This is a genomic window from Streptomyces sp. NPDC060035, from assembly GCF_042736635.1.
In the GTDB taxonomy this organism is placed as follows: Bacteria; Actinomycetota; Actinomycetes; order Streptomycetales; family Streptomycetaceae; genus Streptomyces.
Genome location: NZ_JBHWVO010000007.1, coordinates 111,320 through 125,555 on the forward strand (window position 1 = coordinate 111,320; position 14,236 = coordinate 125,555).

The window sequence follows — 14,236 nt, forward strand, 5'->3', positions numbered from 1 at the left end:
TGTGTCACAAGTCGATGCAGCGGAGATCACGTGAAAGTCACAGAGTTGACAGAGTGTCACTTTTTTCGGAGCGGTGTCCGGGATCGAACTCCACGGGAAGAGTGCGCAGTCCGCGCATGATGAGCCCGCCCCGCCACCGCAAATCGGTAGGTTCCGCAGCAAGCCGCAGGTCGGGAAGGCGTCGCAGCAGCGTTGCCAGCGCCGCCTGGCCCTCCAGCCGGGCCAGCGGCGCACCCAGGCAGTAGTGGATGCCGTGTCCGTACCCGAGGTGCTGATTGTCACTCCGCGCGAGATCCAGCGTGTCCGCATCATGGAAGCGCTCCGGGTCCCGGTCCGCGGCGGCCAGCACCACAAGAACCGGGTCCCCGGCCGCGATGCGCTGCCCGCCGAGCGTCACGGGTTCGGTGGCGTACCGCCAGGTGGCGAGCTCCACCGGACCGTCGTACCGCAGCAACTCCTCGATACCCGTGGCCAGCAGCTCCGTCTCCCCGGCCTCGAGCGACCGCTGGAGCCGCTCGCGCTGTTCCGGGTTGCGCAGCAGGGCGTAGGTGCCGTTGCCGATGAGGTTGACCGTGGTCTCGAAACCGGCGAACAGCAGGATGAAGGCCATCGCTGCGGCTTCGTTCTCGGTGAGGTGTTCGCCGTGGTCACTTGCCCGGATGAGTCCCGAGATCAGGTCGTCGCCGGGATTCTCCCGTTTACGGTGGATGAGTTCGGCAAGATAGCCGCGCATCTTCTTGACCGACCTGGCCACCCCGCCGCGCGGACCGCCGCCGTGTCTGATCATCATGCCCGCCCAGTCCCGGAAGTCGTCCTGGTCCTCCGGAGGCACCCCCAGCAGGTCACAGATCGCGTAGATGGGGAGCGGGAAGGCGAAGTCATGGATGAGGTCCGCCTTTCCCTCCTCGATGAACGTGTCGATGAGGCGGTCCGTCAGCTCCTGCACGCGCGGCGCGAACTCGGCGACCCGGCGTGGAGTGAACGCCTTGGAGACGAGCCGGCGCAGCCGGGTGTGGTCCGGCGGGTCGATGTTCAGGAGGTGCGTCATCAGGTCCGCCTTGCGCTCCCCCGGGATGCCCGTCTTCCCCTTGGCGTTCGCCGACCCGGCGTGGTGCGCCGGGTTCTTGGAGAGCCGGGTGTCGGCGAGGGCCTGCCTGGCATCCGCGTATCGGGTCACCAGCCAGGCCTCGACACCGCTGGGCAACGCGGTGCGGTGCACGGGGCTGTGCTCGCGGAGCCAGGCGTAGGCGGGGTACGGGTCGGTGGCGAACTCCCAGGTGAAGAGTTCGGGCGCTTCGTCGGGCGTCCCGTCCGGTGCCTCGTCGGACGTCTCGTCAGGCGTCTCTTCGGGTGCTTCGTGGGGCGCTTCGTCGGGCGCGGGGGCGTCGGCGGGGCTGTCGTTCACTCCTCGACGTTATCCGGAGCGCCCCCCTGCCCCTCCACCGCCCGGATCGCGTCCCGGTAGGTGCGGGCGGCGGCCCGCAGGGCGGCCTCCGGGTCGGTGCCGTCCTGTTCGGCGCGTACGGCGAGGGCGAGAAGCCGGTAGCCGACGGAGTCGCCCGCGGGGAGCGCGACATCGAGCCCGGCGCTACGGGCCCGGCTGCCGAGCTTGGCGGCCAGGGCCAGACCGGGCTGGCCGAGCGGCACCCCGTCGGTGACCGAATCCCGCTGCTTCTCGATCGCCTTGGTGCGCAGCCAGTGCGCGTGGACGTCCTCCGGGGTCTCCGCGGTCTCGTCGCCGAAGACATGCGGATGGCGGTGGATCAGCTTCTCCACGATCGTGGCCGCGACATCGTCGATGGCGAAGGGCTCGTCCGGGTCCTCCTGCGCGATCCGGGCGTGGAAGACGACCTGGAGCAGTACGTCCCCGAGCTCCTCGCGCAGCTCTTCACGGTCACCGTCCTCGATGGCCTCGACCAGTTCGTACGCCTCCTCGATGGCGTACTTCGCGAGACCCCTGTGCGTCTTCTGCGAGGTCCACGGGCACTCCCGCCGGATCCGGTCCATGACCTGGACGAGATCGAGAAGCCGGGCACCCGGCAGGTCGTAGGAGCCGGGCAGCAGTTCCAGGTCCGGCATCTGCACCCGGCCCGAACCGCCGAGCCGGGCCAGGCCGTCGGTGAGCGGCTGATTGCCCTCGCCGCCCACGAGCACCACCACGGTCCGTCCGCCCGCGCAGTCGTCGACGAGTTCCCCGGCCGACGGTGCGACGTGCTCGACCGCGACTCCGGCCTCGCGCAGATACGGCAGTTGCGGATGGTCCCGCTCGGCGCAGAGCACCCGGTCGGCGGCGTGCAGCGTCTGCCAGGCGGGCCAGGACAGCAGACCGGGGGCGACCCGGTGGCTGGCGGTGAGCAGGACGATACGGCCGGGGGCTTCAGCGTTCACCCTCCGAACCTACCCCGCTCGGGACCCTCCGGGTCCTGGCCCCCGGTCAGGCGCCCGACTGGGGTTCCTGCTCCTGGAACTTGGTGACCTGGTTGATCCACGGAGCCTTGTAGGTGCTCAGCTGGACCTTCTTGTCGTCCCAGGCCCCGAAGCGCGGATTGACGTCGATGCGCAGGGCCTTCGACGCCTTGGTGAGAGCCTCGCCGACGACCTGCTGTCCGGCGGGGGACTGCAGGTCGACGCCGAGCGCCTGTGCCAGCTTCGGCAGCTGGACCTCCTTGCGCAGGTCTCCCTCGATCTGGTCCGGTGCGACCCAGCGCTGCTCCAGCATCACGGTCTGCAGGCCCTTGTCACCACCGTACTGCGCGGTGGCCTGGCGGTGGATCTGCTGGATCTCCTTGCGGCTGACGCTCACCCCGGCGTCCTCCGCGGCCCGGTCCAGGACCAGGCCGAACACGATCCCGTGCAGCTTGGCCCGGGTGAGCTGCCCGGACTTCTTCACCAGCTGTGCGGACTGCTTCGAGCCCTGCTGCGCACTGCGTACCTCCGCCGCCTGCTCCTGGACCGTGGACATGTCGATCCGGTCCCCGCCGACCACGGCTGCGGCGCCCGCGTGGGCCTCGCTGCCACAGGCGGTCAGGAGCGGCGCCGCGACAAGCGTGGCGACGGATACGGCGAGCGCGGTGCGACGTCGGCGGTGCAAAGGAGCCTCCCGGGGAGAGTTTGTGCATCAGTGCACAAAGCCTTGCGGTGATCGATGTTAGGCAGTGGAGGGGGTTCGGGCCACTGATTCGACCAACGATTCGGGAGGAGTTGGGGATGCGGTGCTGCGGCAGACCTCTCAGGACGCCGCGCGGGCAGGATTTCAGCCGCCGCGTACGTCCTGCTGATGGGTGAGCTGCCTGCGCAGCTCGACGGGCAGCGGATGGTGCGGCCCGTACGTCCGCTCCGCGTCGTAGAGCAGCCCCTGCAGCTGCCGGCGCCCCGCCGTGTGGTCGCCGACCGCGAGCAGCAGGTGGCCGATGCGGTGCCGGATGTCGAAGGCCCGGCTTCGGTCCGGGGGCGGCGCCCCGTAGGCGTTCTCGTAGTACGGGAGGACCGCGCGGTACTCGGCGAGCGCGGCGGCCGCCTCGCCCAGCTGCTCCAGGCACTGCGCCGCGTCGTAGCGGAACTGCAGGGTCTGGGCGTCGGCGTGGCCCGCCTCCGCGGTGCGGTCGTCGGCGAGACGGCGCAGCTCGGGCAGGGCGCGGCGGTACTGCCCGTCGTCCATCAGCGTGGCCGCGTACTGCTTGCGCAGGATCCGGACGACCGGGGAGTGCTCCCCGTGCTCGGCGGCCGCCGCCGGCAGGATGCCGCCGAGGATGTCCACGGCCTGGGTGATGCGGCCCTCGCCTATGAGCTGCTTCACCTCGTCGACCGCCTGCGCGACATCCCGGCGGGCGGGCGGGGTGTGGGTCACCGCCGTCTGCTGTGCGGGCAGGGGTACCGGGGCGGGCACGGGGGCGGACGCCGGGGTGGCCGCCCGGTCCGGCCAGGGTGCGTGGGGGCGGAGGAAGGGCCGGGTCGGGTCGAGCGGACCGGCCGGTGCGCCCCCGACGGGCAGCAGCGGGCGCAGCGACTCGTACACCTCCTGGGCGGATGCCGGGCGGTGCTGCGGATCCTTGGCGAGCAGCCTCAGCACGAGGGCCTCGAGCGCCTCGGGGACCTCGGGCCTGAGATGACGGACCGGGAGGGGCGGCTCGTAGAGATGGCGGTGCAGCACACCGAGGGCGGTGGAACCAGCGAACGGCACATCGCCGCTGAGCAGTTCGTGGAGGAGCACACCGAGTGCGTACAGATCCGTGTACGGGCCGACGGCACCGCCCATCGCCTGCTCGGGGGCCATATAGGCCGGGGAGCCGATCGGTGAGCCCGTGTGCGTCAGACGCGTGGTGTCGGTGTCCAGGACGGAGGCGACACCGAGGTCGAGCACGATGACGGTGCCGTCGGGCCTGACCATCGCGTTGCGCGGCTTGAGGTCGCGGTGGACGATCGGCACCGCGTGCACGGCGGAGAGCACCGCGCAGAGCTGGGCCGCGATCGCGACGGCCCAGGGCCACGGATAGGGGGCGTGCTCGGCCAGGTGGTCGGCGAGGTCGGCACCCTCGACGTACTGCATGACGAGGTAGAGGTCGTCGTCGTCGCTGCCCGCGTCGTGGACCGTGACCAGACCGGGGTGATCGACCTGGGCGGTGACCCGGCACTCGCGGACGAACCGGCGGCGCAGTTCGTCGGCGGCATCGCTGCCCGAGGGACCCGCGACCCGGTCGGGGCGCAGGAGCTTGACCGCGACCCGCCGGTCCAGGCGCTTGTCGTACGCCGTCCAGACCTGGCCCATGCCGCCCTGGCCGAGGATGGTCGCCAGCTCGTACCGCCCGGCGATGACACGCCCGTTCACTGGCTGCCGCCCTCCTTGCGGAGGTAGTCGCTCAGCTCGTCGAGCTCGGCACGCACCTGGTCCAGGCGCTGCGGCGAGGCGGGCGAGGGCACGGCGGGCGGCGGCGGGGCGGGTGTACGCACGGGGTCGGCCGGGGGCACCGGGGGCGGCGGGTATCCGTAACCGGGGGTGGGCGTCGCGGGGGTGACCGCCGGGGCCTGCGGCGGGAGGTGACCCGCATACGGCGACGGGCCGGGATACCCGTACTGCGGGCCGTAGTGCCGGATCTCCGCGTACAGGTAGTAGGTGATCGTGCCGACCACGGTGCAGAGCAGCCAGCCGAGGAAGACGAGCGCCTGCGCGTCCGTCAGTTCGTCCTCGTTGTCCGGCGTGGAGAGGATGTACGCGAACATGCCCGCATTGAGCGCGAGGGCCACCACCATCAGGGTCCAGTCCAGTCCCTTGCGGGTGACGGTGGCCAGCCGCAACAGGGAGGCCCAGGACAGGAACCCGCAGCTCATCAACGTCAGCGCCACGAAGAGCACGCGCAGCGCGGTCAGCGTCGCCGAGGACGGTCGCCGCTTCGGTTGCTGCTGCGGCGGATAGCCGTAGCCGTGCATGTGCTGCTCCTGGGAGGGTGTATGTCGGACGTTGCTGTGAGCGTATACACCGACAAGGACAACGGGTCCCGGGTTGTGCACAACCGTTGTGCTTCACATCACTTCGGCGCGACCGTGCCGTCCGTGAGCCCGTCGTACATCCCCTGCACCAGCAGGCCGCCGAGCCGTCCGGCCGTGCGCAGCGCGTCCTCGAATGCGGCGAGGGCCCGGAACTGCTCGCCGTACCTCTGCTGTTCGGCCAGCGGCAGCCGCGGCAGCTGGAGACGGCGGGCGTCGAGCCGCGTGGCGGTGGAGGCGTAGCTGCTGGCCTGCCGGTTGTTGGCGGTGCCGCGCAGGAAACCGGCGAGGAACCAGGGGTCGAGCGCGGCCGGATCGGGGCGCAGCAGCTGGAGGTTGCGGCCGAGCGCGGCGCCCGCTGTGGCGTCGTCGATCACCCGGGTCACCGAGCCGCCGCCCAGTACGGGCACGACGACATCGCCCGGTTCGAGAACGAGTGCCTCGTCCTCCGAGGGTGCTGCCGGGGCGGTGAGCGAGCCGCTGGGGGCCGTGCCGGCGAGCACGTCGTGCTCGGTGAGGACGGGTGCGGTACCGCTGCCGGAACCGCCTGTACGCAGCTGCAGGGCGCCCGCGCGGGCCAGTTCGCCGACCGTGGTGAGGGGCCGGCGGACCGGACCGGAGGGGGCGGCGGGCGGCGGGGTGAGGCGGGCGGTGAGCTTCAGGGTGCCGTCCAGCTGTTCCCGTACGCGGATCAGTTCGGCCGCGCCGCCGCCGGAGGCCGGGTGCGGCAGATGGCGGGCGGGGGCCAGGTCCACGTCGTCGTCGAGGAGTTCGATGACGGGGACCGCGCGGCTGACACCGGGGCGGTCGATGCGGTCCGCCCGGTCCCTTCCGCCGTTCCCGTCCTTCCCGTCCTCCTCGGCGAACGCGTTCCAGGCCCCGAGTGCGGCGCCCCGCACGGCCGTCCAGTCGATCCGGTCACGGCCACCGGCTGTCGGGGAGCCCGTGCCCGATGACGGTTCGGCGGACTCGGCCGTGTCGACGAGCAGGAGTTCGGGCGTGGGACGGTGGCCGGTGCCCGGCTTGCGCAGCACCCACAGGTGGAGCGGGATTCCGTACGGGGGTGCGGCGCCGGCCGGCAGCGCGATGACGGCACGCAGGGCGCCGCGGCGCAGCAGATCGGCACGGATCCGGCGGCCGGAACGGCGGGAGGCGGCGGCCGGGGGCATGAGCAGTACGGCGGTCCCGCCCTCGCGGAGACGGGCCAGGGCGTGCTGGACCCAGGCGAGTTCGGATTCGGTGCGGGCGGGGAAGCCGTACTCCCAGCGGGGATCGTAGGCCAGCTCGTCGTGACCCCAGTTGCGCTCGTTGAACGGCGGGTGGCAGAGCACAGCATCCACGGCCAGCTGAGGGAAGGCGTCGGCGCGCAGGGTGTCGCCGGTACGGACCGTGAGGGTGCCCCTGTCCGTCCCCACCGGCCCCTCGGAGTGCAGCGCGAGCCGCAGCGCGGTGAGCGCGGCCAGCTCGGGGTCGGCCTCCTGCGCGTACAGCGCCGTGGGCCCGCTGACCGCGCGCAGGAGGGCGCCGGTTCCGGCGGCGGGGTCCAGGACGGCGCGGGCGGGCTGCGTCCCGCTCCGCCGGCCGGCGGCCCTGTCCTGCTCGGCCAGTTCGGCCATCAGCTCGGCCAGATCGGGCGGCGTGAGTGTGTACTGGCGTGGATTGGCGTCGAGCTGGCGGACGAAGAGGAACTCGAAGGCCTTCCGGACGCCCGCCTCCGCCGCCAGCTCGGCTGCGGCGCGCAGGAGCGGGACCGAGGGCGCCAGGTCGGACGCCGTAGGGGTGTGAACGGCACGTCCGGATCCGAAGTGCGCCGTCAGTACGTCGTCCAGAGCGCCCGGGAGAACACCGGCCATCCGGGCGTCCGAGGCGGCGGTGATCTCCAGCCAGGCGGTGGGCCTGTCACGGACGAGCAACAGGGCGCAGCCTGCGTGGATCAAGGCGGTGACGGCGCCGGCCGGATGGCCGGACAGCTGCTGCCAGACCCGCTCGCGGAGCGGGACTTCGGCAAGTTTTCCCTGCTCGCGCAGCCACTGCTCGACTTCGGGCAGGGCAAAGGACGGGCTGGTCTCGGTGCCGCCGACCGGCTTGGGGAAGTCCGCGTGGCGACGGCGCCAGTTACTGACGGCCGCGCGACCCACCCCTGCGAGCCGTGCGATCCCGGCCGCGGTCACCTCAGTCGAGCTCTCCGGCACTGGCTGTCTCCCCGATAGATCCGTCCTGCCGCCGAGCATACCGACTGACTGGCACACCACCGGTTCACACTGTGGACCAATCCATTTCACCTGAACCGCTGTTGACTCGGTTCACAGGCTCTGCTCTTATTGACCTGTCGCCACTCGATGTGGCGTACGGAACCGCTCACACATCCCCGCACGTCGCCGGAGGGCACAGCCATGTCCCAGTTCACGCAGCCGCCGCAGCCGTACACCCCCGCCCAGGCACCGGGCCTGCGTCCCGCCCGGAACGGCCTCGGCACCGCCGCCCTCGTCCTCGGCATCATCGGTACCGTCTCCGGCCTGATCCCGTTCCTGTTCTGGCTGGCGGGCATCCTCGGCGTCATCGCCCTGGTCCTGGGCCTCGCGGGGCGGGGCCGCGCCAAGCGCGGCGAGGCGAGCAACAAGGGCGTGGCCACGTTCGGTGCCGTGCTCGGCCTGGTCGCGCTGATCCTGTCGGTGGTCGGCGCGGTGCTCACCTTCAAGGCCGTGGACGAGGTGGTGGACGACATCAACAAGTCCGTCTCGGACAGCTCGGCCTCGGCGAAGCCGGGCGGAGCCGACGCTGCGAAGGACGACGCCAAGGACGACACGAAGGGCGACGCGGCGGACGCCCCGAAGAGCGACGACGAGCCCGCCGGCGAAACCCTGGCGGGGCGTGACACCGCCGTGTACGACGACGGTCTCGAGGTCACGGTCAGCAGCGCCGCGGCGTACACGCCCGACGCGTACGCCGCAGGGCACACGAAGGGCAATCGCGCCTACAAGGTCTCCGTCATCATCGAGAACAAGACGAAGGAGAAGTTCGACTCCGCACTCGTCAGCGTCGACGCCCGTGCCGGGAAGGACGGCGTCGACGCCGAGCAGATCTTCGACGGGAAGGTCGGCGAAGGCTTCAGCGGCACGGTCCTGCCGGGCAAGAAGATCACCGTGCAGTTCGCCTTCGATGCCCCCGCGGACGCCAAGAACCTGAGCGTCGAGGTCGGTCCCGGCTTCGACTGGGACGCCAGCCAGTGGGACCTGAAGCTCTGACCCACCCGGCCCAGCCACTCCCGTACCCGCCCCTGACACCCCGGAGCCTTCGTACCGTGCGATGCCTCTCAGTCCGCATCTCCGCAGCCGCCCTCTGCGCCGCGGCGGCACTAGGCCTCACCGCCTGCGACACGATCGCCGACGACCCCGGGGCGCAGGCTCCGTTCTCCGGTCTCACCGGTCCGGAGATCACCAACAAGTCGGTCGCCACCACCCGGGCCTCCCCGACCGTACGCATGACCGTGACCACACAGTCGGCTGACGGCCCGGTCCAGGCGTTCGTCGCCTCGGGCGCCAAAGGCGCGTGCACGGGAACGTTCTCCCTGGGATCGGCGGGAACCATGGAACTGATCCGGGCCGACGGCGCCGTCTACACGAAGTCCGACGAGGCGATGCTCCGCGCCGCCGCCGCGGACAGCCCGGCCCGGGACGCCGACATCAAAAAGCTCACCGGCCGCTGGGTGAAGGTCCGCCCGGACGACCGCCGCACAGCCCGGAGCCTGCGCTTCTGCGATACGAAGGATCTCCTCGACCGTCTGGCGGCGACGAGCGCGACCACCCGCAGGGGCAGGCAGGCAACGATCGCCGGCACGCCCTGCCTGACCCTCACCGGCGGTGCGGGCCGGGAGAAGTGGACGGCGAGCGTCGCCACGGAGGGCACGCCCTACCTCCTGAAGATGCGCCTCACGGACGGCGCGGGGAAGCCGCTCACCGTGGAGTTCTCCGAGTTCGGCGTGCCGCTCACCGTGAAGCGACCGGCAACCGTCTGACCGCCCGCGGTCACTGAACGCCCGCCGTGCGGCCGGCCCCCGTGAACGGACACCTACGGGGCCGGCCGCACAGTCATACCCGGTGCCGCACCCACACGTTCGGCTCGACGTACACCGCGTACCCGTGCTCGGTCGAACAGTGCACCGGCACCAGCGCCCCGGGCACCGCCACCGGCCCCTCGGTATCGAACGGCAGCCCGGTCCAGGCCCGCCACTGCGCGAGCGAGCCGCTGACCGTCATCGACGTGGGCGCCACCGCCTCGATCACCCCGCCCGCCCGCACATGGACCCGGAGCCACGGGTCCACGGGCAGCCCGTCCTCTTCCCTGGTCCGCCTGGCGTACTCCTCCATCGGCACCGAGGGCTCCGTATGCTTCGCGCTCGGCCGTAGCGGTGCGACGAGCTCCCCGAAGCCCAGCCGTCCGGCGTTCTCACGCATCGCGGCCACCATCCGGCCGGAGATGCCCCGCCCGAGGTGTCCTTCGGCGACCGCGATCTCGATCGCGCTCACCGTGTCGGGGGTGCGCCCGTGCCGCAGGTCGGAGAACGCCCACAGCAGCACCTGGTCCCACCCGTTGACGGGCAGCCTGCCCCTCCCCGGCGCCTCCAGAGCGAACGGCACGCTGTACGCCCGTGCGACGACAGCACCGTCCGGGCCGGTGGCCACGAGCACGTACTCGGGGAACTCCACGGCGATCCGTGGGAAGTTCGCCCAGCCGACCAGGTCCTCGAGTACGAACTCGGGCCAGGCGTCCGGCATCTCGTCGATCGCCTCGGCCAGCTCGGGCCGTGCGGCGAGGGTGGTGATCGTCAGGTCCATCCGGCCATGCTAAACACCCCGCCGGCCCGGGTGCCGGACCGCACCGGCGGGGGGCGGCAGTCCCCGGACGGTCGTCACACCCAGGTGGCTGTGAGGAGTGCGAGCGTGGGCACGAGGGTCATCAGGAGACCCGCCGGCCAGTACAGGAGAGGGTCCAGCTGCGCCCTCCGCCGCACCGGGCCGTTGGCGAGCCACCACACCAGCCCGAACACCACCACCACCGGCACGATGATCACCAGCCACAGCAGCATGCCGTCGTTCTCCGTCGGCTCGCGCCGGGTCAATCCCATTTCCGCGAGCGGGCCGTTCGACGCGACGTACCAAAGGAGCCAGACCGGGACGACACCGGGAATGCCGAGCAACAGGTTCACGCCCACGGCCGTCAGACGCCATTTCCACATCCGACCAGTATTCACTGATGGATGAAGCCGGTCACTCAGTCGCGGTGAGCAGTTCGTCGATAGCAGTGCGAATGGACTCGTCTTCGGTGAAGACTCGCCAGCCGCCGAAGTAATGGAGTCGCCGGTCACTAGTCGGCAGGCCGCGCAGAAGGTGAGTGGCGGGCTGAGCGGCATCGCCGATCCGAGACAGATGGCGCACCGCGGGGAGCATGACCGGCAGGTAGGCCCCCTTGGCCAGGTCCCGCACGACCTCCAGGAGAGCCGGGACGGTGCTCTCGGTTTCACCAGTCGCGGCCCATAGGGCGTGTGCGGCCTCGACGCTGGTCCAGGCGTCGGCGGCGCCGACCATCGTCCGAAGCCGATTCGCGAAGGGAGCGGCGTGCGGGCCGAGGTCGGCCAGCTTGCGCAGGGTGGGGTGGGAGAATTCGCCCTCAGCGGCGGCACGCCCCAGCACCTTCAGCGCCGTGGCTGGTTCGCCGCCGACCCGCCAGTACGCCCAGGCGGCGAGTACCGCGTCCGCGCCGGCGCCTTTGGTCGACCGGGCCAGCAATAGTTCTCGTCCGCCATTGCCCGCCAAACCGATTCCGGCCAGGGCTGTCGCTGCCGCAGTCCACCTCTGGCCGTCCCCCAGCAGGTCGAGCAGTTGTGGCACTGCTGCCTTCGCGGCCGGTCCCCAGGCGGCGAGCACTTCGCAGAACTGATTGAGGATGCGAACGTCTGTGGCGGCGCCGAGTCGGTCACAGATCGCGGGCAGCAACAGCTCCGCATGGTCCGGAAGGCGGATCAGTACCTCATGAAGAGCGGGGAGGGCGGGGTAGTAACCCGAGCGGGCGCTGCCGTAGGACGCAGAGGCCGATGCGAAGCCCGACGGTGCACCAGCCACACGCTTGGCCAGGCCCGGAACGCAGCGTGGATCGTTCATCCGTGCCAGCGCCCACAGAGCCCCCTCGGCAACCGTCTCGCCGCCTCGTGTCGTCCGGGCAGCGGTGTCGCCGAGCAGCCCGGCGACCGCGTCGGCATGTGCAGCGGCTGATGGACCGAGGCAGGCAAGCAGCTCGGCTGCTCGGTAACGCACTTCGGCGACCGGATCGTCCAGACGCGACACGATGGCCGGCAGCAGCGCATCCACCGGCGAGCGCCACTGCGACAACACCCCGCCCGCCTGCGCAAGACCGCCGACCCGCTGCTCTTCATCGCGGTGATCGGCCAGCAGGCCCACGGTGAAGGCCGGGGACGCGCCCGCGTACAAGCCGGCAGTCCAATGCTGGACACCCCGCACTCCGCTCTCCACCGAGCTGGTGCGCTGCCACAACTCCACGCTCGAATCACGGACCGCGTCCAGTACGAGCTCCAGCCGCCCCGCCGCAAGGCCGGAGTCGCCGGCCGCGAGCGCGTGCACGGCCGCAAGGCGAAGCTGGGGCTCCGGATGGTCGAGCAACGAGCAGAGGAGGACGCTGACCTCGTCGGAGCGGTCACCGGCCGGCTCCCGTGTGACCACCTTGCCGAGTGCGAGGACCAGGTCGAGACGGCTCACGAGGTCATTCTCCGCCCGCCAGCAGCGCAGGAGCGCGGGCAGCAGGAGAGCACCGGGGCTGGCGCAATCACCAGCAACGTCGGCAGCTGCCCGCCGGATCTCCGGATCGGGATCGGTCAGCAGATTGAGAACATCGGGCAGAACTCGTTCCCACATCGGAGACCAGCCGGGATCCAGGAACCTCTCGGCGACCTGCCCTGCCTCCGCCGCAAGCCTCGCCACCAACTCCAGCAAAGCGCGGCGCCTCTGCACGTGCGGTTCGGCAGCCAGGCTGAGCAGAAAGGGCAACGCGGCCGAGGCAGCAGAGCAGATCCAACCACCTTGATGAAAGAGCAGGTTGAGTAGCTCGAACGCCGCCTCCTCTGCGTCTTCCGGAATCGGTCCAGCACATCGGTGCAGAAGGCCGGGCACGTCCTCGGCGGACCCGTAGTTGTGCTCCAGACCTGCCCAATTGACCTCTTCCAGCCCCTCCCACATGCGTGTGACCCTACCGCCGGCCGAGACTCGGGCGAAGAGGCTTCAACACCAGGAACAGCAGACTCACGCGCCACATTGGCGCAGCATCATGCTCTTGTCCGGGCCCGTGACAGGCAGGTCATACTTCAGGGCCACCTGCGTGAACCGCACGGCGTACGAGCAACGAATCGCCTTGTTCGGCGGCAGCCAGGACGCCGGTCCGGAGTCGCTCTTGGATGCGTTGAGGGAGCCCGAGACCGGCAGAAGGTTCAGCACGTCGTTGGCCAGCCGCTGCCGCTTGTCCTCGCTCCAGCGGGCTGCACCCATCTGCCAGGCGTACGACAGCGGCACGACGTGGTCTATCTGCACCTCGGTGGCCTTCGCCTTCTTCCAGGCGATGTCCTTGCCCGTATACGGGTCGTACAGAGTCATCGACACGACCACGCAGTCCGAACCGGAACGGAACTCAACCTTCCGACCGTTGAGTTTCAGCAAGTCGTTCCGCGTGTCACAGCCGTTCCGGGCGAGCGGCACACCGTCCGCCGTGTCCATCCAGGCATAGCCGAACTCATCGCGGGCGTACCCCGTCTTCGGTCCCCGCCCCTTGGTGGACAACCTGGAGATCAGCTCACGCACCTCCGCCCTGTCCCCCTCGGAGGAGATCGCGGCCAGCCCCGGTTTCGTTCCCTCCGGGTTCGCCAAGGGGCTGGTTCCCTGTCCCCCGGAGGCCGACGTGCCCTCGTCCAACGGGCCGCTCTCGCCGGGCAGGCCGCCTCCCGCGCAGCCCGCCAAGGCCACCCCGAGAACCAGTACAGCACCGACCGCACGCCCACGAGTTACCCGAACCGTTCGCCCTCTCATGCCAGATCCCCTCCATCGGCCGTCAGGCGAAGCATCGCCTCGCGTGAGACACCACCTGGACACTCGGCCACCCCGCCCCTGAGACACATCACCGTGAGACATCTACGCCGCCAACATAAGATCGTTCGCGAAGGCGCGCCGCTTGCTGTCGCTCCACTGCCGCGCGCCCTTCTGCCAGGCGTCGGACAGGGCGACGAGATGGTCTATGTCGACCTTGCTGCGCCCGCGTTCGTACGTGATGCGCGTCCCCGTGTACGGGTCGGGATCGAGCACCCCGCGCAGCACCTTGCACCCGTCGGCCGCACGGGAGACTTCGCCCAGCTGGTCCGCGAGGATGTCGTCACGTGTTCCGCAGCCGTTCCGGTCGGTGTCCAGCCAGGCCGAGCCGAACTCGTCCCGGTCGTAACCGGTCCTGGGGGCACGCCCCTTCACGGTGAGGCCCTCGACGGCCTGCATCGCCGTTCCGCCCGGGGCCGGCGCGGTGCGGGACGGAGGTTCGGAAGGAAGGCTCCCGACATCACACCCGGCCAGGGCGAGCGAGCCCGTCAGGGTCACCGCCGCGAGTGGGAGCAGGCGGTTTCGAAGGCTTGCTGCACGATGAGATATCACAGCGGTCCAGAGTAGGCGCCCGGCGCGGATCCGCCACCAGCAGCGGGCTGTGCTCCAAC

Annotated in this window: 13 protein-coding genes; 2 read left to right on the forward strand and 11 right to left on the reverse strand. The window is 70.7% G+C overall.

Features of this window, described 5'->3' with window-relative positions:
- Window positions 1–37: 37 nt before the first annotated feature.
- The 6 genes from ACFWBQ_RS13635 to ACFWBQ_RS13660 all read right to left on the reverse strand — a co-directional run bounded on the left by ACFWBQ_RS13635 (window position 38) and on the right by ACFWBQ_RS13660 (window position 7,673).
- Window positions 38–1,405: a cytochrome P450 gene (locus ACFWBQ_RS13635; RefSeq protein ID WP_385487385.1), complete on the reverse strand. Its 1,368-nt coding sequence runs from the start codon at window positions 1,403–1,405 to the stop codon at window positions 38–40.
- Window positions 1,402–2,388, reverse strand: coding sequence for a nucleoside triphosphate pyrophosphohydrolase (locus ACFWBQ_RS13640; protein WP_385487387.1), 987 nt, complete (start codon window positions 2,386–2,388; stop codon window positions 1,402–1,404). Before ACFWBQ_RS13640 ends, ACFWBQ_RS13635 begins: the two co-directional genes overlap by 4 nt.
- 46 nt (window positions 2,389–2,434) lie before the next feature.
- On the reverse strand, window positions 2,435–3,091 hold the full coding sequence (locus tag ACFWBQ_RS13645) for a SurA N-terminal domain-containing protein (protein ID WP_385487389.1): 657 nt from the start codon (window positions 3,089–3,091) through the stop codon (window positions 2,435–2,437).
- Between the two features lie 162 nt (window positions 3,092–3,253).
- Complete coding sequence (locus ACFWBQ_RS13650; protein WP_385487391.1) at window positions 3,254–4,825, reverse strand: serine/threonine-protein kinase; 1,572 nt, start codon at window positions 4,823–4,825, stop codon at window positions 3,254–3,256.
- Complete coding sequence (locus ACFWBQ_RS13655) at window positions 4,822–5,424, reverse strand: hypothetical protein (protein WP_385487393.1); 603 nt, start codon at window positions 5,422–5,424, stop codon at window positions 4,822–4,824. The genes ACFWBQ_RS13650 and ACFWBQ_RS13655 overlap by 4 nt, the downstream gene beginning before the upstream one ends.
- 98 nt (window positions 5,425–5,522) lie before the next feature.
- Window positions 5,523–7,673 carry an N-6 DNA methylase gene (locus ACFWBQ_RS13660; protein WP_385487395.1) on the reverse strand — a complete coding sequence of 717 codons (2,151 nt, stop codon included), beginning with the start codon at window positions 7,671–7,673 and terminating at the stop codon, window positions 5,523–5,525.
- Window positions 7,674–7,874: 201 nt separating this feature from the next.
- On the opposite strand from ACFWBQ_RS13660, the gene ACFWBQ_RS13665 reads away from it, so the two are divergent.
- Together ACFWBQ_RS13665 and ACFWBQ_RS13670 are read left to right on the forward strand one after the other, a co-directional pair.
- Window positions 7,875–8,726 (forward strand): DUF4190 domain-containing protein, encoded by an 852-nt coding sequence (locus ACFWBQ_RS13665; RefSeq protein ID WP_385487397.1) that lies wholly within the window; start codon window positions 7,875–7,877, stop codon window positions 8,724–8,726.
- Window positions 8,727–8,782: 56 nt separating this feature from the next.
- Entirely contained in the window at window positions 8,783–9,496 is a 714-nt protein-coding gene (locus ACFWBQ_RS13670) for a hypothetical protein (RefSeq protein ID WP_385487399.1), read from the forward strand.
- 73 nt (window positions 9,497–9,569) lie between these two features.
- Here the strand turns inward: ACFWBQ_RS13670 and ACFWBQ_RS13675 are convergent, their stop codons facing one another.
- The 5 genes from ACFWBQ_RS13675 to ACFWBQ_RS13695 form a co-directional block, all read right to left on the reverse strand.
- The gene (locus ACFWBQ_RS13675) at window positions 9,570–10,316 is read right to left on the reverse strand and encodes an N-acetyltransferase (protein WP_385487401.1); all 747 of its coding nucleotides are present in this window, start codon (window positions 10,314–10,316) and stop codon (window positions 9,570–9,572) included.
- Between the two features lie 74 nt (window positions 10,317–10,390).
- Window positions 10,391–10,717, reverse strand: coding sequence for a hypothetical protein (locus tag ACFWBQ_RS13680; protein WP_385487403.1), 327 nt, complete (start codon window positions 10,715–10,717; stop codon window positions 10,391–10,393).
- Between the two features lie 31 nt (window positions 10,718–10,748).
- Window positions 10,749–12,728, reverse strand: coding sequence for a hypothetical protein (locus ACFWBQ_RS13685; protein ID WP_385487405.1), 1,980 nt, complete (start codon window positions 12,726–12,728; stop codon window positions 10,749–10,751).
- 63 nt (window positions 12,729–12,791) lie between these two features.
- A complete protein-coding gene (locus ACFWBQ_RS13690) occupies window positions 12,792–13,568 on the reverse strand; it encodes an HNH endonuclease family protein (protein ID WP_385487407.1) in 777 nt (258 codons plus the stop codon).
- 102 nt (window positions 13,569–13,670) lie between these two features.
- Complete coding sequence (locus tag ACFWBQ_RS13695) at window positions 13,671–14,024, reverse strand: HNH endonuclease family protein (protein WP_385487409.1); 354 nt, start codon at window positions 14,022–14,024, stop codon at window positions 13,671–13,673.
- Between the last annotated feature and the right edge of the window lie 212 nt (window positions 14,025–14,236).

Coding starts and splice junctions, on each gene's coding strand:
- ACFWBQ_RS13655 (WP_385487393.1), bottom strand. CDS start 5,424: ATGCACGGCTACGGCTATCCGCCGCAGCAGCAACCGAAGCGGCGACCG.
- ACFWBQ_RS13665 (WP_385487397.1), top strand. CDS start 7,875: ATGTCCCAGTTCACGCAGCCGCCGCAGCCGTACACCCCCGCCCAGGCA.
- ACFWBQ_RS13675 (WP_385487401.1), bottom strand. CDS start 10,316: ATGGACCTGACGATCACCACCCTCGCCGCACGGCCCGAGCTGGCCGAG.
- ACFWBQ_RS13680 (WP_385487403.1), bottom strand. CDS start 10,717: ATGTGGAAATGGCGTCTGACGGCCGTGGGCGTGAACCTGTTGCTCGGC.
- ACFWBQ_RS13685 (WP_385487405.1), bottom strand. CDS start 12,728: ATGTGGGAGGGGCTGGAAGAGGTCAATTGGGCAGGTCTGGAGCACAAC.
- ACFWBQ_RS13690 (WP_385487407.1), bottom strand. CDS start 13,568: ATGAGAGGGCGAACGGTTCGGGTAACTCGTGGGCGTGCGGTCGGTGCT.
- ACFWBQ_RS13695 (WP_385487409.1), bottom strand. CDS start 14,024: ATGCAGGCCGTCGAGGGCCTCACCGTGAAGGGGCGTGCCCCCAGGACC.